Source organism: Nocardia sp. NPDC059154, assembly GCF_042755705.1.
Taxonomy (GTDB): domain Bacteria; phylum Actinomycetota; class Actinomycetes; order Mycobacteriales; family Mycobacteriaceae; genus Nocardia.
Genome location: NZ_JBHZCS010000062.1, coordinates 25177 through 47508, shown reverse-complemented (window position 1 = coordinate 47508; position 22332 = coordinate 25177). Strand labels below are relative to the sequence as shown.

Annotated in this window: 23 protein-coding genes; 15 read left to right on the top strand and 8 right to left on the bottom strand. The window is 68.7% G+C overall.

Annotated elements, in window-relative coordinates; all coding sequences use genetic code 11:
• The gene (locus ACFXN1_RS38550; protein ID WP_379436425.1) at positions 1–2055 is read right to left on the bottom strand and encodes an AMP-binding protein; all 2055 of its coding nucleotides are present in this window, start codon (positions 2053–2055) and stop codon (positions 1–3) included.
• A gap of 270 nt (positions 2056–2325) precedes the next feature.
• Here ACFXN1_RS38550 and ACFXN1_RS38545 point away from each other — a divergent pair, with 270 nt between their 5' ends.
• On the top strand, positions 2326–3687 hold the full coding sequence (locus ACFXN1_RS38545; RefSeq protein WP_379400651.1) for an NCS2 family permease: 1362 nt from the start codon (positions 2326–2328) through the stop codon (positions 3685–3687).
• A gap of 162 nt (positions 3688–3849) precedes the next feature.
• Positions 3850–4368: a DoxX family protein gene (locus tag ACFXN1_RS38540; protein ID WP_379400650.1), complete on the top strand. Its 519-nt coding sequence runs from the start codon at positions 3850–3852 to the stop codon at positions 4366–4368.
• A gap of 159 nt (positions 4369–4527) precedes the next feature.
• Here ACFXN1_RS38540 and ACFXN1_RS38535 read toward each other — a convergent pair whose 3' ends face one another.
• Together ACFXN1_RS38535 and ACFXN1_RS38530 are read right to left on the bottom strand one after the other, a co-directional pair.
• The gene (locus ACFXN1_RS38535; protein WP_379436426.1) at positions 4528–6579 is read right to left on the bottom strand and encodes an ATP-dependent DNA helicase; all 2052 of its coding nucleotides are present in this window, start codon (positions 6577–6579) and stop codon (positions 4528–4530) included.
• A 115-nt stretch (positions 6580–6694) separates the two neighbouring features.
• Positions 6695–7264 carry an isochorismatase family protein gene (locus tag ACFXN1_RS38530; protein WP_379436428.1) on the bottom strand — a complete coding sequence of 190 codons (570 nt, stop codon included), beginning with the start codon at positions 7262–7264 and terminating at the stop codon, positions 6695–6697.
• Positions 7265–7323: 59 nt separating this feature from the next.
• On the opposite strand from ACFXN1_RS38530, the gene ACFXN1_RS38525 reads away from it, so the two are divergent.
• A complete protein-coding gene (locus ACFXN1_RS38525) occupies positions 7324–7656 on the top strand; it encodes a hypothetical protein (protein WP_379463834.1) in 333 nt (110 codons plus the stop codon).
• Here ACFXN1_RS38525 and ACFXN1_RS38520 read toward each other — a convergent pair.
• On the bottom strand, positions 7586–8896 hold the full coding sequence (locus ACFXN1_RS38520; protein ID WP_379436552.1) for a nicotinate phosphoribosyltransferase: 1311 nt from the start codon (positions 8894–8896) through the stop codon (positions 7586–7588). The two genes, ACFXN1_RS38525 and ACFXN1_RS38520, sit on opposite strands and share 71 nt — an antisense overlap.
• Before the next feature lie 137 nt (positions 8897–9033).
• Between ACFXN1_RS38520 and clpS the strand changes: the two genes are divergently transcribed.
• The 10 genes from clpS (at position 9034) to ACFXN1_RS38470 (ending at position 16067) form a co-directional block, all read left to right on the top strand.
• Complete coding sequence (gene clpS / locus ACFXN1_RS38515) at positions 9034–9390, top strand: ATP-dependent Clp protease adapter ClpS (protein WP_379400645.1); 357 nt, start codon at positions 9034–9036, stop codon at positions 9388–9390.
• A gap of 22 nt (positions 9391–9412) precedes the next feature.
• On the top strand, positions 9413–9982 hold the full coding sequence (locus tag ACFXN1_RS38510) for a DUF2017 domain-containing protein (protein WP_379387911.1): 570 nt from the start codon (positions 9413–9415) through the stop codon (positions 9980–9982).
• A 30-nt stretch (positions 9983–10012) separates the two neighbouring features.
• On the top strand, positions 10013–11080 hold the full coding sequence (locus ACFXN1_RS38505; RefSeq protein WP_379436431.1) for a P1 family peptidase: 1068 nt from the start codon (positions 10013–10015) through the stop codon (positions 11078–11080).
• A 115-nt stretch (positions 11081–11195) separates the two neighbouring features.
• Positions 11196–11699: a Mov34/MPN/PAD-1 family protein gene (locus ACFXN1_RS38500; RefSeq protein WP_379436432.1), complete on the top strand. Its 504-nt coding sequence runs from the start codon at positions 11196–11198 to the stop codon at positions 11697–11699.
• Positions 11700–11749: 50 nt separating this feature from the next.
• Positions 11750–12028, top strand: coding sequence for a MoaD/ThiS family protein (locus ACFXN1_RS38495; protein ID WP_354850207.1), 279 nt, complete (start codon positions 11750–11752; stop codon positions 12026–12028).
• 2 nt (positions 12029–12030) lie between these two features.
• Entirely contained in the window at positions 12031–12993 is a 963-nt protein-coding gene (locus ACFXN1_RS38490; protein ID WP_379436433.1) for a PLP-dependent cysteine synthase family protein, read from the top strand.
• Between the two features lie 88 nt (positions 12994–13081).
• Positions 13082–13786, top strand: coding sequence for a rhomboid family intramembrane serine protease (locus tag ACFXN1_RS38485; protein ID WP_379436435.1), 705 nt, complete (start codon positions 13082–13084; stop codon positions 13784–13786).
• 68 nt (positions 13787–13854) lie between these two features.
• Positions 13855–14619, top strand: coding sequence for a cyclic nucleotide-degrading phosphodiesterase (locus ACFXN1_RS38480; protein WP_379436554.1), 765 nt, complete (start codon positions 13855–13857; stop codon positions 14617–14619).
• Positions 14620–14691: 72 nt separating this feature from the next.
• A complete protein-coding gene (rph, locus tag ACFXN1_RS38475) occupies positions 14692–15462 on the top strand; it encodes a ribonuclease PH (protein WP_354850219.1) in 771 nt (256 codons plus the stop codon).
• Positions 15459–16067 (top strand): non-canonical purine NTP pyrophosphatase, encoded by a 609-nt coding sequence (locus tag ACFXN1_RS38470; protein WP_379436436.1) that lies wholly within the window; start codon positions 15459–15461, stop codon positions 16065–16067. The genes rph and ACFXN1_RS38470 overlap by 4 nt, the downstream gene beginning before the upstream one ends.
• Positions 16068–16259: 192 nt before the next feature.
• Here the strand turns inward: ACFXN1_RS38470 and ACFXN1_RS38465 are convergent, their stop codons facing one another.
• The 3 genes from ACFXN1_RS38465 to ACFXN1_RS38455 all read right to left on the bottom strand — a co-directional run bounded on the left by ACFXN1_RS38465 (position 16260) and on the right by ACFXN1_RS38455 (position 18115).
• Positions 16260–16625 (bottom strand): DUF3817 domain-containing protein, encoded by a 366-nt coding sequence (locus ACFXN1_RS38465; RefSeq protein ID WP_379400664.1) that lies wholly within the window; start codon positions 16623–16625, stop codon positions 16260–16262.
• Between the two features lie 47 nt (positions 16626–16672).
• A complete protein-coding gene (locus ACFXN1_RS38460; protein ID WP_379436438.1) occupies positions 16673–17149 on the bottom strand; it encodes a transcriptional regulator in 477 nt (158 codons plus the stop codon).
• A 90-nt stretch (positions 17150–17239) separates the two neighbouring features.
• Complete coding sequence (locus ACFXN1_RS38455) at positions 17240–18115, bottom strand: oxidoreductase (protein WP_379436439.1); 876 nt, start codon at positions 18113–18115, stop codon at positions 17240–17242.
• Between the two features lie 121 nt (positions 18116–18236).
• Between ACFXN1_RS38455 and ACFXN1_RS38450 the strand changes: the two genes are divergently transcribed.
• The gene (locus ACFXN1_RS38450) at positions 18237–18893 is read left to right on the top strand and encodes a TetR/AcrR family transcriptional regulator (RefSeq protein WP_379400637.1); all 657 of its coding nucleotides are present in this window, start codon (positions 18237–18239) and stop codon (positions 18891–18893) included.
• A 97-nt stretch (positions 18894–18990) separates the two neighbouring features.
• A complete protein-coding gene (locus ACFXN1_RS38445) occupies positions 18991–21027 on the top strand; it encodes an MDR family MFS transporter (RefSeq protein WP_379436441.1) in 2037 nt (678 codons plus the stop codon).
• A gap of 72 nt (positions 21028–21099) precedes the next feature.
• Here the strand turns inward: ACFXN1_RS38445 and ACFXN1_RS38440 are convergent, their stop codons facing one another.
• Complete coding sequence (locus ACFXN1_RS38440) at positions 21100–22299, bottom strand: FAD-dependent oxidoreductase (RefSeq protein WP_379400636.1); 1200 nt, start codon at positions 22297–22299, stop codon at positions 21100–21102.
• Positions 22300–22332: the final 33 nt, after the last annotated feature.

Sequence of the window (22332 nt, the reverse complement as noted above, 5' to 3'; positions counted from 1 at the left end):
TCAGGTGGGCGCGATCAGCGTCCGTTTGAGAATCTTCCCGGTGGGGTTGCGGGGCAACGCATCCAGGAACGTGACGTCGCGGGGGACGGAGAAGCGGCTGACGCGGTGGCGGATGTAGTTGCGGACCATGTCGGAGTCGAGGCCGGAGCCGGGGCGTTTGACCACGAAAGCGGCCAGGCGCTGGCCGAATTCGTGATCCGGGACGCCCACCACGGCGACCTCGCTCACCTGCGGCAGATGGGAGAGGGCCTCCTCGACGGCGCGCGGGAAGACGTTCTCGCCGCCGGAGATGATCATCTCGTCGTCGCGGCCGGCCACGAACAGCTTGCCGGAGGCGTCCAGATAGCCGATATCGCCGGTGTCGAGCATGCCGTCGGCCTCGTCGGGCGGGGTGGCGTCGGTGTAGCCGTCGAACAGCATGTGATTGCCGACGAAGATGCGCCCGGTCGCCCCCACCGGCACCGGACGCCGATCCGGGCCCAGCACCGCGAGTTTCGTGCCCAGCGGCGGCCGCCCCGCGGTGGTGGGGGACACGCGCAGATCCGCCGGATCGGCGATGGAGGCCCACGACACCTCGGTGGAGCCGTACACGTTGTAGAGGATCTCGCCGAAGGCGTCGAGGAACGCCAGCACCGTCGCGCCGGCCAGCGGCGCCCCGCAACTGGCCACGATGCGCAGGCTGGACAGGTCGTAGCGGGCGCGAACATCGGTGGGCAGGTCCAGGATCCGGTTCACCATGATCGGCACCACGATCAACGCCGTCACCTTGTGCTCGGCGATGCGGCGCAGGCAGTCCTCGGCGTCGAAGCGGTCACCCAGCAGCACCGTCGCCCGGACGGCCGTGGAGATCTGCAGGGCCCCCAACCCCCAGGTGTGGAACAGCGGGGCCGGAATGAACATGGTCTCGTTGGTGCCGAACGGAATTCGCGACAGCAGCGCCGCCACCGTCCCGAAACCCTTGGGATGCGGCCGCCGCGCGCCCTTCGGGGTTCCGCTGGTCCCCGAGGTGAGCACCACCAGGCGGCCCGGCCGCGGCGGCTTGCGCGGCGGCTCCTGGCGCATGGCGATGAGTTCCTCGATGGTGGTGCGCCCGGGATCCGGTGCGGCGTCGTCGCTGGTGAAGCGCGGCAGCTCGGTGGGCAGATACCGCACCAGATGCTCGAACTCGCTGTCCGCGAACAGCGCCGACAGCCGATGCCGCTCCACGATCTCCTCGACCTGCCGGGCGGGCAGCCCGGTATTGAGCAGCACCGCGTCCGCCCCCGATTTGCCCGCCGCCACCATGCACTCGACCATGCCGGTGTGATTGCGGCAGAGCAGCCCGATCGCGGTGCCGGGCCCGAACCCCAGCGCGGCGAAGGCTCCCGCCAGAGCGCTACTGCGCGCGTGCAATTGGTCGAATGTGCTGGAATACCGGTCGTCGATGACGGCCGGCCGCTGGGGCGAGTGGGCGGCCCCCGCGGCGTAGCCACCGGCCAGGCTGAAGCCCCACTTGGCCAGTCCGCCGATCTGCCGCAGACCCACGTCCGGCCGGTAGGTGCGCACCACACCGGAGGCCACCATCCGCTTGACCACCCCGGCCTGCAGCCGCATCCGCGAATCCTCGCCATTGACGATGAGCGAGGACGGCGTGCCCTGGACCAGGTCGCCGACCCGCCGGAGCCCGGCCAGCGTCCAGGCCACCACCGCCGAGTTCGGCAGCTGCGCGGTCATCGGATGCACCAGTCCGGCCTTGAAGTAGGTGACGTAGATCCGGGTGTGCTGGGTGTCGCCGCGCAGGCGCACGGTCGCGAAGCTGCCCTGTTCGGGGCAGTGCAGCTCGAAGCTCTCACCGGTGCGGGTGAGGTGCAGTTGCACTCGCAGCACCCGGATTTCGATGCCATTGCCGCCGACGCGCATATTCAGCGTGGGATGCGTATCGACGGTGTCGAGTTGTTCGCATGCGCCGATTCCAGGAAATAGCCGGGGGTAGGTCTGCGGGTCGACCAGGACATCCCAGATCGCTTGGCGGTCGATCGCGAAGTCCGCGACCGCGTCGATGACATCGGTTACCACTGGCGTACTACTTCTGCCTGGCCGGTTCCCCTGAACACCTCCGGCGGAATACGTATTTGTAACGTTCCAGGCAATACGGGTCAAGGCTCTTAGATTACCGGCCGGTAGTTATTTAAATAGCCGATGAATTGCGCTGACGGCACCGGAAAAACAACACTCAGGCAGGTGGGATTGCCCACAATTCGCGGTGTCAGTGACAGATCGTGCCATCCGGACCAGTACGGTGCGCACGGCAGCCTTCTACCCTCCCGCCGACTGGAGACACCCCACATGACCACCGACGTCCTCACGCGTACCAAGGGGCGCGTCGACGCGTACTTCGGCATCAGCGAACACGGATCCACCTTCAAGCGCGAGGTCATGGCGGGAACCATCACGTTCCTCGCCATGTCGTATGTGCTCGCCGTCAACCCGCGGATCCTGGGCGACCATGGCGACCTCGGCGACAAGGGCATGCCGTTCCAGGCCGTCTTCACCGCGACCGCCGTCGCCGCCATCTTCGGCACCCTGGTCATGGGCCTGTGGGCCAAGTATCCGGTCGCGCTCGCGCCGGGCATGGGCCTCAACGCCTTCTTCGCCTACACGGTCGTCCTGCACATGGGAATCCCGTGGCAGCAAGCACTTTCGGGCACCCTCATCTCCGGTGTCGTGTTCTTCGTCCTCGCCGTCACCAAGGTGCGCGAGAAGATCATCGAAGCCATCCCCATGCAGATGAAGCTCGCGGTCGGCGCGGGCATCGGCCTGTTCGTGGCGTTCCTGGGTCTCAAGAGCGCGGGCATCGTCACCTCCGACCCGGCCACTCTCGTGCACCTGGGCAACTTCCACCACGGCACCACCCTGCTGGCGCTCTTCGGCCTGGTCGTGACCGTCGTCTTCCTGACGCTCGGCTGGCACGGCGCGGTGCTCTACGGCATCCTCTGCACCACCGTGCTCGGCATCGTCACCGGCCTCGTGCAGCTGCCGAATTCGGTCGCCGCCATGCCGCACGGGCTGGATCAGACCTTCGGCCAGGCCATCGTCCATCTGCCCGACGCCTTCACCGGGAAAATGGTGGTCGTCGTGCTGACCATGCTCTTCGTCGACTTCTTCGACGCCTCCGGCACCTTGATCGGTGTCGCCAACCAGGCCGGGCTGCTCACCAAGGACGGCAAGCTGGACCGCGCGGGCCAGGCGCTGGCCGCCGACTCGGTCGGCACCGCCGCGGGCGCGATCATCGGCACCTCCTCGACCACGGCGTATGTCGAATCCACCGCGGGTGTTTCGGCGGGTGGCCGCACCGGCCTCACCGCGGTCACCACGGCCGGCTGGTTCCTGATCGCCCTGTTCTTCTTCCCGATCTTCGCCACCTTCGCCGACGTGTCGGCCGTGACCGCGCCCGCGCTCATCGTGGTCGGCGTGCTCATGTCCCGGGCACTGGGCGAAATCGAGTGGAACAGGCTGGAATACGCGGTCCCGGCGTTCATCACCGTCATCATGATGCCGCTGACCTACTCGATCGCGAACGGCATCGCGATGGGCCTGCTGTTCTACCCGATCGTCATGGTGGCCAAGAAGCGTGCGCGCGAGGTGCATCCGGTCATGTGGGTGCTGATGGCCGTGTTCCTCTACTACTTCTGGTACCTGGCCAAGTAGAGCCGACTCTCAGGGGTCGGCCCTGACATCCCTTTCCCGGGCGCGAGGCGGAACAGCCTCGCGCCCGGTCTCGTTGGGGATCTGCTGTAGGCTGCAAAACGGACCACGGTCCGGATAGGATCGCTGCCGAGCCGTACAGACCCGAGAGACGAGGACCCCGACATGACCGCAACCGTGAACGCCACCGCCCGAGCCACCGCCTCGAACGGCCTCGGCGGCACCGATATCGGCCTGCTGGTCGCCCGGCTGGGCTTCGGCGGCGGACTGGCCGTGCACGGCACCCAGAAGCTGTTCGGCTGGTTCAACGGCTACGGCCTGGACGCGACCGCGCAGGGTTTCAAGGGCATGGGCTACGACCCGGGCAAGTTCTTCGCCACCCTGGCCGGCCTGAGCGAGCTCACCGGCGGGCTGCTGCTGATGCTGGGCCTGCTGACGCCGCTGGCCGGCGCCATCGCGCTGGGCACCATGATCAATGCCGTGCACGTCACCTGGAGTGGCGGATTCGCGATGTGGGAGCTGCCGGCGGTGTACGCCGTGGCGGCCGCCGCCTTCGCCTTCGCGGGGCCGGGCCGGCTGTCGCTGGATTCCGGTCGCCCGTGGCAGCGCCAGGGTCTGGTCTGGGGTGCCGGGGCGATCGCGCTGGGCGTGGTGGCCGCGCTCATCACCCTCGCGGTGAAGTAGGCCGGGAACAAAGTTTCGGTGTCCCCGCGCCGCGTGCAGGGCTTGGCGCGGGGACGACGGACACATCCGATGTGGGAATTGGGGGGTTCACCGGAGTACCGAAAGCTAATTTACTTCTGATCGGAAGTAGGAACCACCCCTGTGACTGTTCTCACAAGCTCATTTCATTTGCGCGACACTATTTGTCAGTCTTTCGAGAGCTTTTGTCACAACCTGGGGATCGGATGTTTCCCAATACGGTGGTAATGATGCTCGGAGATAACCGCCATAGCGCGCCGTCGCCAGTCTCGAATCCAGAATTGCGATAACACCGCGATCGTCCACACTGCGCAGCAAACGGCCCGTTCCCTGCGCCAGCAGCAGTGCCGCATGATTGGCCGCGACCGACAGGAATCCATTGCCACCGCGCGATTCCACCGCGCGCTGACGCGCCACCAGCAGCGGGTCGTCCGGGCGTGGGAACGGAATCCGGTCCAGGATCACCAGGCTCAGCGACGGGCCGGGAACGTCCACGCCCTGCCACAGTGAAAGTGTCCCGAAGAGGGAGATTTCCGGGTCCTCGGCGAATTTCCGGACCAGGGCGCCGGTGGCGTCGTCACCCTGGCACAGGATGGGGGTGTCGAGACGCTCCCGCAGAATTTCGGTGGCCGCCTTGGCCGCCCGCATGGACGAGAACAGCCCGAGGGTGCGCCCGCCCGCCGCGCGGATGAGGCGTTCGATCTCGTCCAGATACGACTGCGGCAGCCCGTCCCGTCCCGGCGCGGGCAAATGCTTTGCCACATAAAGGATTCCGGACTTGGCGTGGTCGAAGGGCGAGCCCACGTCGACCGAATTCCAGCGCAGCGTCTTCTCGTCCGACGGGGCCTCGGTGCCGGTGGCCAGCGCCGGGTCCACGGTCGCCGAGGACTGCGGCGGCAGCCCCCAGGTCACTGCCAGATTGTCGAACGAGCCGCCGATCTGCAGCGTCGCCGAGGTGAGAACCACAGTGGCCGTACCGAACAGGCGGCTGCGCAGCAGCCCGCCCACCGACAGCGGGGCCATGTGCAGCGTGCGGCGCGCGACGCCGCGCACATCCTCCGACGCCAGCCAGATGACATCGCGGTGCGCGGCGGGATCGGACTCCTCGAAGGTGGTCAGCACCCGCACCGCCGCGTCGTGCACCTCCTCGACGGCCGCCAGCGCCTGATTGCGGGCCGCCGCGGATTCCGGGTCGCCGGTGGCGGAACTTCCGCCCTGCGGTGCCAGGGCGGTGCGCGCGTTCCAGGCCGCGTCGCGGATGAGCGCGAGCACGGGGGCCGCGCCGTCCGGCATCCGGTCCCAGCGTCCGGGCTGCAGGTCGTCGAGCAGCTCGTGCCAGGCCTCTGCCGCACCCTCGAGCCGGTCCACCTCCTGCTCGTCGATGAGTTTCGAGCACCGCTTGGCCGCGGCGCTGATGGCCGAGGTGGACAGTTCGGCGGTGGCCACGGCGGTCACCCGGTCCACCAGCTCGTGCGCCTCGTCGACGACCACCACATCGTGTTCGGGCAGTACCTGGATGCCGCTGATGGCGTCGATGGCCAGCAGTGCGTGGTTGGTGACCACCACATCGGCCTGCCCGGATTCGGCGCGGGCCTTCTCGGCGAAGCAGTCCTGCCCGAACGGGCAGCGCGACTTGCCCAGGCATTCCCGGGAACTCACGCTCACCTGCCGCCAGGCCCGATCGCTGACGCCGGGGGCGAGCTCGTCGCGGTCGCCGGTCTCGGTGTCGGAGACCCACTCGTTCAGCCGCTGCACCTCGCGGCCCAGCTTGGAAATGGCGAAGGCGTCGAAGAGTTCGGCCTCCGGCTCCTCCGGAATCGCGCTGTTGATCTTGTTCAGGCACAGATAGTTGTTGCGCCCCTTGAGAATCGCGAACTGCGGCACCCGCCCCAGCGGCGTCGCGAGCGCATCGGCCAGCCGCGGCAGATCCCGGTCCACCAGCTGTCGCTGCAACGCGATGGTCGCGGTCGACACCACGACGGTCCGCCCGGTCCGTACCGCGTGCCGCAGACTCGGCACCAGATACGCCAGCGACTTCCCGGTACCCGTCCCCGCCTGCACCGCCAGGTGCTCGCCGGTGTCGATGGCGTGCGCGACAGCCGCCGACATCGTCTGCTGCCCCTTGCGCTCCTTACCCCCCAACGCCTGCACAGCGGTGGCCAACAGCTTCGGGACGGGAGGCAGTTCAGGCACGGCGGCCAGATTACTGCGCCGCCCCGACAACCCTCGCGCAAACCTCTACGGGCCGCCCAGCAGGACCGATTTCCGCCGATCAGAGGTAGGACTTCTCACCCACCCGGGTAGTGGGTCAGTTCTCGAGTGTTCCGGCCAGTTCGACGCCGGAGGCACGGAGTTTGTCCAGGGCGGTGGCCAGGGTCGCGGGGGAGACGGCGGCGGTGAGGCCGAGGAGGACCCGGGTGTCGAAGCCTGCGGCGCGGGCGTCCAGGGCGGTGGCGCGGACGCAGTGGTCGGTGGCGATGCCGCAGACGTCGACGGCGTCGATGGCGTGGGCGCGCAGCCAGTCGGCGAGGGTGGTCGAGCCGTCGGTGGCGGTGCCCTCGAAGCCCGAATAGGCCGCGGTGTACGCGCCTTTGGAGAAGATCTCCTGGATGGGCCCGGTGTTCAGGCTGGGATGGAAGTCGGCGCCGGGGGTGCCGACGCGGCAGTGCGGGGGCCAGGTGTCGACGTAATCGGGCTGCTCGGAGAAGTGCGTGCCCGGGTCGATGTGGAAGTCGCGGGTCGCCACGATCGCGGTGTAGTCGGAGACGCCCAGGTATTCGGTGATGCGCTCGGCCACGGCCGCGCCGCCCGCGACGGCCAGCGATCCGCCTTCACAGAAATCGTTCTGGACGTCGACGACGATCAGGGCTCGGCTCATGAGCGGACCTCCCGGGAATCGGCGGCTGAACCACGACGGCGCGCCGCTCGTATTGCATTGTGCAGCCCGGCGCCCGGCCGGTCCACGGCAGCATCGGTCGCTCCATCGTGGCCGAGGCGCAAGATGTAACGGGGGAAATGATGAAAAGTGCCGCACTGATGGCCCTGCGGTTCTTCGTGGCGTTCGAGATCGCCAGTGTGGTGGCGAATCTGGCGTGGCACGAGATCGCGTTCGAGGCCGACGACCTGCTGGGCGCGCTGGTGCGCACGGCCCTGTTCGCCGCGCCCGCCGCGGTGATCGCGGCGGGGCTGTGGTGGCGGGTCAGCTCAGAAACGTCGTCGGAATCGCGGGTTCGCCCGCCGACAGTTTCAGGCCCTCCCAGGGAAGGCTGATCAGGCTCTTGGCCACCAGTTCCCGGCTCTGCGCCAGGGTGGGCTGGCCGGGCAGCGCCTCGCCATCCCGGACCAGCGGGACCTGGACGTCGCGGATGTCGAAGCCGTCCGGGTCGGGTCGGGCCGCGGCGGCGGGGTAGACGATTTCCTCGACGATGGTGCCGGTGCGCCGCGCCAGCCGGACCGCGCGTTTGGTGCCGCCGCGAGACTCCTTGTGGGAGCTGCGCTTCGCCACCGGGATGCCCTCCACCTCGACCAGCTTGTAGACCATGCCCGCGGTCGGCGCGCCGGAGCCGGTGACCAGTGAGGTGCCGACGCCGTAGACGTCCACCGGTTCGGCGCGCAGCGCGGCGATGGCGTATTCGTCCAGGTCACCGGACACCACGATGCGGGTGCGCACCGCGCCCAGCGCGTCGAGCTGCTCGCGCACCTGCCGGGCCAGCACACCCAGATCACCGGAATCGATGCGTACACCGCCCAATTCGGGTCCGGCCACCTCGATGGCGGCGGCCACCCCGCGGGTGATGTCGAAGGTGTCGACGAGCAGCGTGGTGCCCACGCCCAGCGCCTCGACCTGGCTGCGGAAGGCGGCCGCCTCGTGCGCGCCGTCCGCGCCGCTGTGCAGCAGGGTGAAGGCGTGTGCGCTGGTGCCGCCGCTGGGGACACCGAAGCTGCGGGCCGCCTCCAGATTGGAGGTGGCGTCGAAACCGGCCAGGTAGGCGGCGCGGGCGCTGGCGGGGGCGGCGAGTTCGTGTGTTCGGCGCGAACCCATTTCGATCATGCGGCGGCCGCCGGCGGCGCTCACCATGCGGGCGGCCGCGGCGGCGATGGCGCTGTCGTGGTTGTAAATGGACAGGATGAGGGTTTCCAGCAGCACGCATTCGGCGAAGGTGCCGCGCACGGTGACGATCGGGGAGCCGGGGAAGTAGAGCTCGCCCTCGCGGTAGCCGTCGATGTCGCCGCGGAAGCGGTAGTCGCGCAGCCACTCCAGGGTACGGTTGTCCAGGAAGCGCTCGGCGACCGCGAGTTCGTGTTCGCCGAAACGGAATTCGCTCAGGGCCGTCAGCAACCGCCCGGTCCCCGCGACCACGCCGTAGCGCCGGCCGTTCGGCAACCTGCGAGCGAATACTTCGAAGGTGCACTGCCGCTGGGCCGAACCGTCGGCCAGCGCTGCCGACAGCATGGTGAGCTCGTACTGGTCGGTCAGCAAGGCCGTACTGGTCAGTCCGTCAGCGATCATCACGAGATCACTCTAAGCACATCGACGGCCGTCCCACCGACCATGCGCCACGCCCGGGCATCGATCTCGCGTCCACGTCGGGACGGCGTGTCGCGTGGGCTGTTGTTTCTGAGTTCTCAGGTCGTACCCTGGTTGTTATGGGTCTGTGTAATCAGGACGTTGTCCGGGTCGCCGCCGGTCCGGCGGGCGTCAACGTGACTATGTCGGCGGCACAGGCGACACCGGAGGCCATTGAATACTCCGAGATTCTGGAGGCCGAGGACCGGCCGTGGGTGACCGTCGTATGGGACGATCCGGTCAACCTCATGCACTACGTGACCTACATCTTCCAGAAGCTCTTCGGCTACAGCAAAGGCAAGGCAACCGAGCTGATGCTGAAGGTCCACAACGAGGGCAAGGCCGTGGTGTCAGCCGGCTCGCGCGACAAGATGGAGCACGACGTCCAACGGCTGCACGCGGCCGGGCTGTGGGCCACCATGCAACGTGACGAGTGAACAGGACGACTACGGTAACCCCGTGCGGAAGTGGAGCAGAAAGACCTCCCTGGGCGGGCTGAAACTGCGTTCGGAAATGGACGCCCACGAGGCGGAGGTATTGCGTTCGCTGGTCGGGGCCGTCACCGGACTGCTCACCGATCGGGCCCGTTCGGCACCCGAGGACGACCTCGCGGAGCTGACCGGGCTACAGACGGGCAACACCGAACCGCCCGATGATCCGCGGCTGGCCCGGCTGCTGCCGGACTTCCATCGCCCCGAACCCGGTTCCCCCGACGCCGAGCGCGCCGGCCTCAACAGCGCCCTGCGCAGCCTGCACGAGCCGGAGATCATCGAGTCGAAGGTGGCCGCCGGGCTGGTCATCCTGGAAACGCTGCCGCCGCAGGGCGGCAAGATCATCATCAGCCAGGAACAGGCGCACGCCTGGCTCACCGCGCTCAACGACGTGCGGCTGGCCCTCGGCACGGCCCTGGACATCACCACCGACACGCCCGACCATTTCCCGGACGACGATCCGCGCGGGCCGAGCCTCGAGGTCTACCACTGGCTCACCTGGATGCAGGACTCACTGATCCAGGCGCTCGCGCCCTAGGGCAGCGGACGTGGCCGAGGAGGAACTGCCGTGAACAGTGTTGCGGGACCACGTAATTCGATCACCGACGTCGACGGCGTCCTGGTCGGCCAGTACCACGTGCTGGACGCGAACGCCACCCTCGGGTCGGGCGCGGCCACCGGCTGCACGGTGGTGCGGGTGCCGGACGGGGCCGTGGCCGCGGTGGACGTGCGAGGCGGCGGTCCGGGCACCCGCGAGACCGACCTGCTGGACCCGGGAAACACTGTGCGGCAGGTGAATGCGATCCTGCTCACCGGCGGCAGCGCCTACGGGCTGGCCGCGGCCGACGGCGTCATGCGCTGGCTGGAGGAGCACCGGGAGGGGATCCCGATGGATCCCGCCGACCCGTCTCGCGTGGTGCCGATCGTGCCCGCGGCGGTCATCTTCGATCTTCCGGTGGGGGCGTGGAACATTCGGCCCGACGCCGATTTCGGTTTCCTGGCGGCGGAGGCCGCGGACCCGGTGTTCGATCGCGGGTCGGTCGGTGCGGGCGTGGGCGCGCGGGCGGGGTCGCTCAAGGGCGGGATCGGCACGGCCAGTGTGCGTTTCACCGACGGCCCGGCGGCGGGCATCACCGTCGGCGCGGTGATCGTGGCCAATCCGGTCGGCTCGGTCTTCGACCCGCGCACCGGATTGCCGTGGGGCGCGGGCACCGACGGCCCCGAGCATTTCGGATTGCGCCCGGCCACCGCCGAACAGCTGGCGGCCGCGAATGCCCTCGCGGTGAAGGGAACCGTGCTCAACACCACCATCGGCGTGGTCGCGACCGACGCGGCGCTGGATCCCGCGGCCTGCAAGCGGCTGGCCGCGACCGCGCACGACGGGCTGGCCCGGGCCGTCCGGCCCGCGCATTCGCCGCTGGACGGCGACACCCTGTTCGCGCTGTCCACCGGCGCCGCCGAGCAGCCGCCGGCGCTTCCGATGCCCCCGGCCTTCCCCGCTGATCTGCTGATCCTGGACCAGCTGTGCACGGCCGCGGCGGTCTGTGTGGAGCGCGCGATCGTGGACGCGATCCTGTCGGCGACCTCGGTGGCAGGCATTCCCGCCTACCGTGACCTGTTCGGGTCGCAGCCGTGACGGGTGCGGGGCACCGGGGTGTGACCGGGTTCATCGGGAATAGCCGCCTAGTCTCACCTGTTGACGACAGCGTTTCGGCCGTTCGGCCGGGGGCGTCGAGCGGAAGGATGCGACTGTGCTGGTGATCAGGGCCGACCTCGTGGAGGCGATGGTCGCGCACGCGCGCGCCGACCACCCCGACGAGGCGTGCGGTGTCATCGCCGGTCCCGAGGGCTCCGATCGGCCCGAGCGGTTCATCCCCATGATCAATGCCGCGCGCTCGCCCACCTTCTACGAGTTCGACTCGGGTGAGCAGCTGCGGCTGTGGCGGGAGATGGATGCCGCCGACGAGGAGCCGGTGGTCATCTACCACTCGCACACTGCCACCGAGGCGTACCCGAGCCGCACCGACATCGCCTTCGCGTCCGAGCCCAATGCCTACTACGTGCTGATCTCCACCCGCGATCCGGAGCGGCACGACCTGCGCAGCTATCGGATCCTCGAGGGCGAGGTCACCGAGGAGCCCGTCGAGATCGTCGCCGCTTACCCGGCGCTGTCGACGGGCGCGGAGGAGGCAGCTCGCGTAACCACGGAGCGACCCGACAGCGCCGCGTCGAGCACTGAATCCGCCGACGCCTGAACGACTTTCACCGCACCCCGCCCGCCGGAACAACACAAGGAGTCCCCCTCATGCCGGTCACCGTGTCCATCCCGACCATCATGCGCCCGATCACCAAGGGCGAGAAGCGGGTTCAGGCCCAGGGCGCGACCCTGGCCGCCCTCATCGCCGACCTGGAGGCCAACTACCCGGGCCTGGAGGCGAAGCTGCTCAAGGACGGCAAGCTCAACCGCTACGTCAACATCTACGTCGACGACGAGGATGTGCGCTTCAGCGGCGGGCTCGAGGCCGAGGTGCCCGAGAACGGCACCGTCACCATCCTCCCGGCGGTCGCCGGCGGCGCGCGCTAATCGTGGCGCGCTACGAGTCGCTGATCGCGACACTGGGCAACACCCCGCTGGTGGGTTTGAAGAACCTGTCCCCGCAGTGGGACGGTGACGAGCACGTGCGGTTGTGGGCCAAGCTCGAGGACCGCAATCCGACCGGATCCATCAAGGACCGCCCGGCGCTGCGCATGATCGAGCAGGCCGAGGCCGACGGGCGGCTCACGCCCGGCTGCACGATTCTCGAACCCACCAGCGGCAATACCGGTATCTCGCTGGCGATGGCGGCCAAGCTCAAGGGCTATCGCCTGGTGTGCGTGATGCCGGAGAACACCTCGGTGGAGCGGCGGCAGCTGCTCACCATGTTCGGCGCCGAGATCATCGACTCCCCGGCCGAGGGCGGCTCCAATCAGGCTGTGGCGCTGGCCAAGCAGATCGCCGCGGAGAATCCGGACTGGGTGATGCTCTACCAGTACGGCAATCCGGCCAACTCGCTGGCGCACTACGAGACCACCGGCCCCGAGATCCTCGCCGACCTGCCCGAGATCACACACTTCGTGGCGGGTCTGGGCACCACCGGCACGCTCATGGGCACCGGCCGCTTCCTGCGTGAAAAGGTCCCCGGCATCGACATCGTCGCCGCCGAGCCGCGCTACGGCGAACTGGTCTACGGCCTGCGCAATCTCGACGAGGGCTTCGTCCCCGAGCTCTACGACGAGTCCGTCCTGACCTCCCGCTTCTCGGTCGGCCCCTACGACGCCGTCCGCCGCACCCGCGAATTGATCCTCGAAGAGGGCATTTTCGCGGGCATCTCCACCGGCGCCATCCTGCACGCCGCCCTCGGCGTCGCCAAGAAGGCACAGCAGGCGGGCAAGCGCGCCGACATCGCCTTCATCGTCGCCGACGGCGGCTGGAAATACCTCTCCACCGGCGCCTACGACGGCACCCTCGAAGAGGCCGAGGAGAAGCTCGACGGCCAGCTCTGGGCCTGACTCGGCCGCGGCGCCTCGGGGATTTCCCCGAGGCGGTCCGACTCGGTGCGGCGGTAGGCTCGGGGCAGGGCGGCTAGGAGGTCTTGCTATGAGCGGCGGGAGCGGGATGGGCGCGTCGTTCGATCCGGATCGGATCGCGCGGTTGCGGGGGCAGCTGGCGAAGCCGGCGGTTGGGTCGGGCGGGAATGGTGCTCTGAAGTTGCTGTGGCAGCGCGCCATTGCGCTGACCCTGGGATTCACGGCATTGCTGTATCTCGTGGAGGGGGTCAACAGCCTCACGGACAACGAGCTGGATCAGGCGGGGGTGAAGCCGCGCAGCGAGGACGGGCTGGCCGGCATTCTGTTCGCGCCTGTGCTGCATGCCAATTGGGGGCATCTGTTCGGGAACACGCTGCCGGTGATCGTGCTCGGGCTGCTCACCCTGCTGACCGGGATCGGGCGGGGGCTGACGGCGACGGCCATCATCTGGGTGATCGCCGGGGTGGGCCAGTGGTTCACGGCGCCGCCGCACAGTGTGTCGGTCGGCGCCTCGGTGCTGGTGTTCGGCTGGCTCACATATCTGATCTGCTGGGGCTGGTTCTCGCGAAATGTGTTGCAGATCGCGGTCGGAGTGGCGGTGGCGGTGCTCTACGGTTCGATCCTGTGGGGCGTTCTGCCCGGCAACCCGGAAATCTCTTGGCAAGGACATCTTTTCGGGGCGATAGGTGGAGTGGTTGCCGGATGGGTACTCTCTGGGAATGAACGTCGTCATCGTCGTGGGGCTGACGCCGGCCGTCTCGCGTCGCGGGGGTGACGCTGGACGCGGTCGGCGATTTGGGGGATCCCTCCTTGAGTGAGAATGCAGCGTGGCAGCATGGGGGAATGCGCCTCACCGTCCTCGGGTGCTCGGGCAGCGTGTCCGGCCCGGATTCCCCGGCGTCGGGTTACCTGCTGACCGGCCCGGATATGACACCGACCGTCATCGATTTCGGTCCCGGGGTACTCGGCGCGCTGCAGCGCCACCTGGATCCGGGTGAGGTCGACATCTTCCTGACCCACCTGCACGCCGACCACTGCCTGGATTTGCCGGGCCTGCTGGTGTGGCGCCGCTACCACCCCAATCCGCCCACGGGCAAGGCCGTCGTCTACGGCCCCACGGACACCGCGCTGCGAATCGGCAACGCCTCGGCGGAGATCGGCGGCGAGACCGACGACTGGTCCGACGTGATCGACATGCGGGTCTGGCAGGCGGATGTTCCGGCGCCCTTCGGCCACGGCCACACCGTCGAGGCCCGCCGCATGTACCACCCGCCGGAGTCCTACGGCCTGCGCATCTCCACCGCCGCCGGCCGTACCTTCGTCTACACCGGCGACACCGCCCTGTGTGACGAGGTCTTCGAGTTGGCCAGCGGCGCAGACGTTCTGCTCTCCGAGGCCTCCTGGACCCACGACCCGGCCAACCGCCCGCCGGGCATCCATCTCTCCGGCCACGAGGCGGGCCTGATCGCCGCCCAGGCCGGTGTCGGCGAACTTCTCCTCACCCACATTCCCCCGTGGACCTCCCGCGAGGACGTCATCGCCGAAGCCAAGGCGGTTTTCAGCGGTCCCGTGCACGCGGTCTCCCCGGGCGAGGTCTTCGACATCTGATCTTCGGCACGCGCCGACGCTATTCAGCGGGGCGCGGGCGACAGCGGATCGTGGGCCACTACGCTGAGGGCCGTGTCGAAACGAGCCGATGGCAGGGCGGATGACGAACTCCGCGACGTACGGATCACCCGCGGTTTCACCACGCACCCGGCGGGGTCCGTGCTGGTGGAGTTCGGGCAGACGCGGGTGATGTGCACCGCGAGCGTCACCGACGGGGTGCCGCCGTGGCGGCGCGAGTCCGGATTGGGCTGGCTGACGGCCGAATACGCCATGCTGCCCGCCGCGACGCACACCCGCTCGGGACGAGAGTCGGTGAAGGGCAAGGTCGGTGGCCGCACCCAGGAGATCTCGCGGCTGATCGGCCGTTCGCTGCGCGCCTGCATCGACCTGTCGACCATCGGCGAGAACACCATCGCGGTGGACTGTGATGTGCTGCAGGCCGACGGCGGCACCCGCACCGCCGCCATCACCGGCGCGTATGTCGCGCTCTCGGACGCCATCACCTACCTGGGCGCGGCCGGGAAACTGACCGACCCGCAACCGATCTCCTGCGCCATCGCCGCGGTGAGCGTCGGCGTGGTCGACGGCCGGGTGCGCCTCGACCTGCCGTACGAGGAGGATTCGCGCGCCGAGGTCGACATGAACGTGGTCGCCACCGACACCGGCACCCTGGTGGAGATCCAGGGCACCGGCGAGGGCGCCACCTTCCCGCGCTCCACCCTCGACAAGCTGCTCGACTCCGCGCTGGCGGGCTGTGAGCAGCTGTTCGTGGTGCAGAAGGCCGCCCTCGCGCTGCCGTACCCCGGCGTGTTGCCGGAGCCCGGGGAGTCCAAGAAGCGATGACCCGCCGCGTCCTGGTCGCCAGCCGCAATGCCAAGAAGCTGAACGAGCTGCGCCGCATCCTGGATGAGGCCGGTATCGCGGGCATCGAGATCGTCGGGCTGAACGACGTGCCGCCCTACGACGAGGCTCCCGAGACCGCCGCCACCTTCGAGGGCAATGCTGTCGCCAAGGCCCGTGACGGTTTCGCCGCCACCGGATTGCCTTGCGTCGCAGACGATTCCGGTCTCGAGGTGGATGCGCTCAACGGCATGCCCGGCGTGCTGTCGGCGCGCTGGTCCGGTACCCACGGCAATGACGGGGCCAACAACACCCTGCTGCTGGCCCAGCTCGGCGACGTCCCCGACGAGCGCCGCGGCGCCCACTTCGTCTCCGCCTGCGCCCTGGTCGCCGACGGCGTCGAGGAGGTCGTGCGCGGCGAATGGCCGGGTGTGATCGGCCGGAAGCCGGTGGGCGACGGCGGTTTCGGCTACGACCCGCTGTTCTTCCCGGACGGCGGCGACGTCTCCTCCGCCCAGCTCACCCCGGCCGAGAAGGATGCTGCCTCGCACCGCGGCCGCGCCCTGCGTCAGCTCCTCCCGGCACTGGCGGCACTCGCCGGCAACTGAATTCCCGTAGACGCGAAAAGGGTTCGGGGACCTGGTCCCCGAACCCCTTTCGGCCGTTCGCGTGTAGTTCGATCGAGAGGGCGGCAAGTGATCTCGTGCCGTTCGGGGGAACTCCCCGGGTACGCCCAAGATAGTTTCGGCACCCGACCGCCGGCACGGGTGCGCGACAGTCAACGGCTCCCGAGCCTCCCGCTAGAGTCCCGGAGAGGCGGTGAGAGCCTTGACCTCGCGGGTGCGGTAGTGCTCGAAGACGAAGGACAGGAACGGAATCGTGCCCGCGATGCAGGTCAGGGCCGTGGTGGCGGGCTTCCAGCGGGCCTTGATGCCGAGGTCGATGGTGAAGACCAGGTAGATCATATAGAAGATGCCGTGCACCTGGCCGATGTAGAACAGCCAGTGCGGGGCGGTGCTGCTGTCGTCGAGGATGAGGTACTTGTAGACCATCTCACCGCACAGCACCAGCAGCCAGACACCGGTGATGTAGGCCAGGGCGCGGTAGCGGGTCAGCGCGCCGCGGATCTTCGCCGGCGCGGCGGCGCCGAGTGGGCGGGGTGCCAGCGTGGTGTCACCGGCGACGGGGGATGGTGCGGAGTTGTCGCGGGTGCTCAACCGGCGCTCCTCTCGGTGTGGTGCAGACCGGCGTCACGGACCTTGTCGTCCATGTCGCGGGCGTGCAGATCGGCCAGGTACCTGTTGTATTCGGCGAGCTCGGGATCCTCGTCCCGGGCGGCTTTCGGGCGCTCCGGCAGCAGGCCCGCCGGGATTTCGCGCGGCGCCGTGGGTTTCGGCCGACGCGGCCGGTCGGCGGGGGCGCCGGTCGGCATGGACGTGGCGGCCGGTTCCGGCACCGGAGCGTCGTCCTGCTCGGCTTCCTGCTCCAGGCGCACGAATCGAACGTAGGCCCACACCACGAACCCGGCGAACAACGGCCATTGCAGCGCGTAGCCGAGATTCTGATAGGTGCCGCCGCCGGACTCGAAACGGGTCCACTGCCAGTAGCCCAGCCCCAGGCATGCCGCGAACGCCACAACCACGAACACGATCAGGGCCGGGCGGCGATGGGGAGCGGACACGCACTCCACGGTACCTGGGGACTACGCACTGCGTAGTAGGAGGTGGGTAACAGCAGGGCCCGCCGCATTGGATGATGCGACGGGCCACGGGCACGAGGCTCAGAACTTGTAGGTGACCCCGGTCAGACGCTCGGACTCGGTCCAGAGCCGGCGCAGCAGTTCCGGATCCTGCGAGATCTTGCTGGACGGCGAGGGCTCGACCGGGCCCTGGCTGCCGAACAAGCGGGTGGGACCCCAGTACACGGTCGGGTCGGCGTCGGTCTCGGTCGCGGCGAACAGCGAGGAGTAGGCCGCGTGGTACGGGGACTGGCCCACGATCCGGATGAACGGCTTCGAGATCTTGTCGAGGACGGTTTCGGTGTGGGCGAACAGGTCGGTCGCCGAGACGCCCGGGTGCACCGCGTAGGAGCGCTTGGCCGAGCCGGCCTCGGTCAGCCGCCGCTGCAGTTCGCGGGCGAACATCAGGTTCGACAGCTTGGCCTGCGCGTAGGCGAGATTGCGCTGGTAGCGGCGGTGCTCGTAGTTGAGGTCGTCGATCCACAGCTTGGGCGTCTGCTTGTGGGCGATGGAGGCCAGGGTGACCACCCGGTCGCGGATCCGGTCCAGCAGCAGCCCGGTCAGGGCGAAGTGGCCGAGATGGTTGACGCCCCACTGGGTTTCGAAGCCGTCCTTGGTGCGGGAGAACGGGATGTTCATCAGGCCCGCGTTATTGATGAGCACGTCGAATTCGCCTGTGCCGTCGGCGAACTGCCGCACCGAGTCGAGGCTGGCCAGGTCCAGGCTCGCCACCCGGACATCGCCCTCGATGCGGTCGGCCACCTCCTGGGCCTTGGCGGCATTGCGGCAGGCCATGATGACGGTGGCGCCCTTGCCCGCGAGCACCTTGGTGGTCTGCTCGCCGAGCCCGCCGTTGGCGCCGGTGATCACGAAGGTGCGTCCGGTCTGGTCCGGGATTTCGCTGGGCTTCCATGCCATGGCTGCTGACCTCACAATTCGAGTCGTTTGTTCGACCTTACTTCAGAGTAAGTTCCGGCGGTAGCCCTCGCGGGCCGGGGCAAACTTGTGACAGTCATAAAATGGTGATGATAATGGTTTCATGGCATCCACGCCCACCGCCGCGCCGCTGGGCCTGCGCGAACGCAAGAAGCTGCAGACCAGACAGAACATCTCGAACACAGCCACCCGGCTGTTCCTGGACCGCGGCTACGGCAATGTCACCATCGCCGAGATCGCCGAGGCGGCCGAGGTGGCCAAGATGACCGTGACCAACTACTTCCCGCGCAAGGAAGACCTGGTGCTGGATATTCACGACGCCTTCGTCGCGGGTCCGGCGGTCACGGTGCGCGAGCGGCGGGCCGGTGAGTCGGCGCTGGCCGCGCTGCGGCGGGTGTATCTGGCCGCGGTCGCGGACAAGGATGCCGTGCTCGCCGGATTCTCCGGGCCGGACTTCGCCGCCCTGATCACCGGCAGCCCCGCACTGGTGGCGCGGCTGCGGGAGTTCCACGAGGACCGGGAGCGGCGGCTGGCCGAGGTGCTGGCGCGGGAAACTGGTTGCGCCGCAGATGATTTCACTGCCCGGCTCGCGGCCGCGCTGCTGGGCGGCGTGCATCGCACCCTGTTCGAGGAGGTGCTGCGGCGGACGGTCGCGGGGGAGTCGAACGACGCCATCGCCGCGGTGCTGGGCGAGCAGGTGGCCGCGGCCTTCGACACCCTCGAACCCGCGCTCGGCGGGTACGCGGTGCGCGCGAACTGACCGGTGCCGCACACGAACTGATCGGTCACTCTGCTGGAATGGCCGAGGTGCCGTGTCGTTGCCGCAGAGTGGCTGGTGAGCGCCACATACTGGGCCGATGACCGGTGCCAGCGCCACCGCCGAGAAGCCTGCCCCGCCTCGTCCGCTGAGCCGGGCCCGCAGAAACGTCATCTTCGGAACCGTCGCGCTCGGCATGCTCATGGCCGCGCTGGATTCCACCATCGTCTCCACCGCCCTGCCGACCATCGTGGCGGATCTGGGCGGGGCCGGGCACATGGCCTGGGTGGTCACCGCCTACCTTGTGGCCGAGGCCATCGCGACCGCCCTGTCCGGCAAGTTCGGCGACCTGTTCGGCCGCAAGCTGGTGTTCCAGATCAGCGGCGCCGTCTTCATCATCGGCTCGATGGTGGCCGGGCTCGCGAACGGCATGACGCTGCTCATCGTGGCGCGCGCGGTGCAGGGGCTGGGCGCGGGCGGGCTCATGGTCACTTCGATGGCCCTCATCGCCGATGTCATCCCGCTGCGCGAACGCGGCAAGTACCAGGGCGCGCTGGGCGCGGTCTTCGGCATCACCACCGTCATCGGGCCGACGGCGGGCGGGCTGTTCACCGACCACCTGAGCTGGCGCTGGTGCTTCTACGTGAATGTCCCCCTGGCCATCGTCATGATCGCGCTGGCGGCCCGCACCATCCCGATGACCAGGGCGGTCGTCAAACCGATCGTGGACTACCTCGGCATCGCGCTGATCGCGGTCGGCGTCGCCTGCCTGATCCTCGGATTGGAGTGGGGCGGGCAGGAATACGCGTGGGGCTCGCCCACCATCATCGGCCTGTTCGCGGCCGCGGTGGTGCTCATGGCGACCTTCGTGGCCGCGGAGTTCCGGGCCCCCGAACCCATGCTGCCCATGCACCTGTTCCGCAGCAATGTGTTCACGGTGTGCTCGATCCTGAGCTTCATCGTCGGATTCGCGCTGCTGGGCGCCATGACCTACCTGCCCGCGTATCTGCAATACGTGCAGGGTGTTTCGGCGACCGCATCCGGAGTGCGCACGCTGCCGCTGGTGGTCGGGTTGTTCTTCACGTCGATCCTGTCCGGCAATATCGTTGGAAAGACGGGGCACTACAAGGCTTTCCCGATCATCGGCTGCGCGGTGATGGCGCTGGGGCTGTACCTGATGTCGACGATGGGCGCGAACACCAGCTTCTGGGTCATGTCGCTGTACATGCTGATCCTGGGGCTGGGCGTCGGTCTGGCCATGCAGGTGCTGACCATCGCCGTGCAGAACAGCGTCTCGTATTCGGATCTGGGGACCGCCACCTCCGGCGTCACCTTCTTCCGCACCATCGGCAGCGCGTTCGGCACCACCGTGTTCGGCACCCTGTACACGAACAAGCTGCGCCCGAATCTGGAGGCGGCGCTGATCGAGGCGCGGGTCCCGCCGCAGGCGGCGCAGAATCCGGCGGCGCTGCGGGATCTGCCGAAACAGCAGTCCGCACCCATCATTCACGCCTACGCGGACTCCATCGACTTCGTCTTCCGCTGGGTGGTGCCCGTGGCGCTGCTCGGATTCGTGGTGGCGTTCTTCCTGAAGCAGGTGATACTCCGCGACAGCGCGCGGGCCGAGGCCACCGATGTGGGGGAGCAGTTCTCCGTGCCGGACTCCGCCGACCGGTTGGTGCAGCTCGAGCGTTGCGTCGCGCGGGTGCTGAGCAAGCAGCGCGACAATGGCGTGCCGGACCCGGGAATCCTGGCGGCGGCGGGCAGTTCGCTGGGCCGCGACGAGGCGTGGGCGCTGGGCCAGGTGCGCATGTACAACCGCTTGCGCGGGACGGCGACCATCGACGACATCGCCCGAACTCATTGGATCCCGGTGGAATTGATCGGCCCGGTATACGACAAGGCCGAACGCGAGGGTCTACTGCGCCGTGACGGCGACCAGCTCGCACTCACCGACAAGGGCGTGCAGGAGGTGGATCGGGTGCGCGGCGCGTGGAAGCGCTGGCTCGAAACCGAGCTCACCGATTGGGATTCCACCGATGCCGCCGATCGGGTCCTGCTGGATCAGGCCATCGACAATATCGCCACCAAGCTGCTCGACGAGGCCGACCGCCCGGACGTCCTGCCGGTGCGCTGACCGTGGCGTCCGATGCCCCGCCGCGGAATCCGCAGCGGGGCATCGGCTTGCGACGGTCGGGCCGCTCGACGGTCAGGCGGACACGGTGGCGGGCCGCACAGTGGCGTCCCAGTCGATCCGGAAGCGCTGCTCACCGCCCAGCATCTTCTCCGGATCCATCCGCTTGAACAGCAGCGGCATCATCAGCTGCATGGCCTTGCGGGCGACGGGCCCGGCGGCCTTGGTCTGGTTCATCCGGGCGACGCGGGCCGCGACCCCCTCCACCCGCGGCCGTCGCAGCGCCTCGTAGGTGGCGAAAGCCCGTGCCGGATCGTCGATATCGCGCAGGCACCGGGCCAGCTCGATCCCGCTCTCGATGGCCAGCGAGGCCCCCTGCCCGGACGTGTTGCTGGGCGCGTGGATGGCGTCGCCGGTGAGTACCAGCCGGCCCCGGTACCAGTGCGGCACCGGCGGCATGATGTGCAGCGCGCCGATCACGGCCAGCTGTGCCGGGGTGGTGCTGCGGGCCAGCTGCTCGCCCGGATCCTCCCCGGCGTAGGTTTCGCGCAGCGTGCGCAGCCACTGCTCGGCGGGGACGGCCCGGGCCTCGGTCAGCGAGTAGTACTGCTCGCTGGGCAGATTCGCGCCCCACGAGACCCGCCCGTCGGGCATGGCCCAGTACAGGTAGTAGGCGCGCCGGCCGAAGGCGAAGGTCATCATGCCCGGCTCCAGGTCGATCGGGCAGTCGGTGTACGCGCCGAAGCTGAGCATGCGCAGGTACGTCGGCCCGGGGGCCTTCGGATCGACCAGGGTGCGCACGGTGGAGCGGATTCCGTCCGCGCCGATGAGGACATCCGCGGTCGCGCTGCTGCCGTCGGCGAAGATGGCGGTCACCCCGCCCGCGTGCTCCTCCACCTCGATGAGCCGCTTGTCGTACTCGAAGCGCACCCCGGCGGCGACGGCACTGTCGTGCAGTACCTGGTGCAGGTCGGCGCGGTCGATCACCCGCAGCGGCTCGATATCGGTCATGCCGGGCAGCTCGAATCGCTTGCCGTTGACCGACATCGAGGATCGGCTGATGGGCACCGCGTGGGCGCGCACCGCGTCGCCGGCCCCGACGATGTCGAGCGCGGCCACGCCGTTGGGCGCGAGCGCCAGGTTGGAGCCGATGCCGTAGGCGGGACCCGGATAGGCCTCGAAGACGGTGACGTCGATACCGGACCTGTGGAGCGCGGTGGCGGTGACGGGGCCGGAGATGCCGCCACCGATGACGAGTGCGGAACGAATGGACATGTTTCTCTCCCGAGAAGTGTTCGCAGGGTGTCG

Bases quoted from the DNA above. Each gene is read 5' to 3' on its own strand.
- ACFXN1_RS38545 (WP_379400651.1), top strand. From the start codon at position 2,326: ATGACCACCGACGTCCTCACGCGTACCAAGGGGCGCGTCGACGCGTAC.
- ACFXN1_RS38540 (WP_379400650.1), top strand. From the start codon at position 3,850: ATGACCGCAACCGTGAACGCCACCGCCCGAGCCACCGCCTCGAACGGC.
- ACFXN1_RS38530 (WP_379436428.1), bottom strand. From the start codon at position 7,264: ATGAGCCGAGCCCTGATCGTCGTCGACGTCCAGAACGATTTCTGTGAA.
- ACFXN1_RS38520 (WP_379436552.1), bottom strand. From the start codon at position 8,896: ATGATCGCTGACGGACTGACCAGTACGGCCTTGCTGACCGACCAGTAC.
- clpS (WP_379400645.1), top strand. From the start codon at position 9,034: ATGGGTCTGTGTAATCAGGACGTTGTCCGGGTCGCCGCCGGTCCGGCG.
- ACFXN1_RS38495 (WP_354850207.1), top strand. From the start codon at position 11,750: ATGCCGGTCACCGTGTCCATCCCGACCATCATGCGCCCGATCACCAAG.
- ACFXN1_RS38485 (WP_379436435.1), top strand. From the start codon at position 13,082: ATGAGCGGCGGGAGCGGGATGGGCGCGTCGTTCGATCCGGATCGGATC.
- ACFXN1_RS38480 (WP_379436554.1), top strand. From the start codon at position 13,855: ATGCGCCTCACCGTCCTCGGGTGCTCGGGCAGCGTGTCCGGCCCGGAT.
- ACFXN1_RS38470 (WP_379436436.1), top strand. From the start codon at position 15,459: ATGACCCGCCGCGTCCTGGTCGCCAGCCGCAATGCCAAGAAGCTGAAC.
- ACFXN1_RS38455 (WP_379436439.1), bottom strand. From the start codon at position 18,115: ATGGCATGGAAGCCCAGCGAAATCCCGGACCAGACCGGACGCACCTTC.
- ACFXN1_RS38450 (WP_379400637.1), top strand. From the start codon at position 18,237: ATGGCATCCACGCCCACCGCCGCGCCGCTGGGCCTGCGCGAACGCAAG.
- ACFXN1_RS38445 (WP_379436441.1), top strand. From the start codon at position 18,991: ATGACCGGTGCCAGCGCCACCGCCGAGAAGCCTGCCCCGCCTCGTCCG.
- ACFXN1_RS38440 (WP_379400636.1), bottom strand. From the start codon at position 22,299: ATGTCCATTCGTTCCGCACTCGTCATCGGTGGCGGCATCTCCGGCCCC.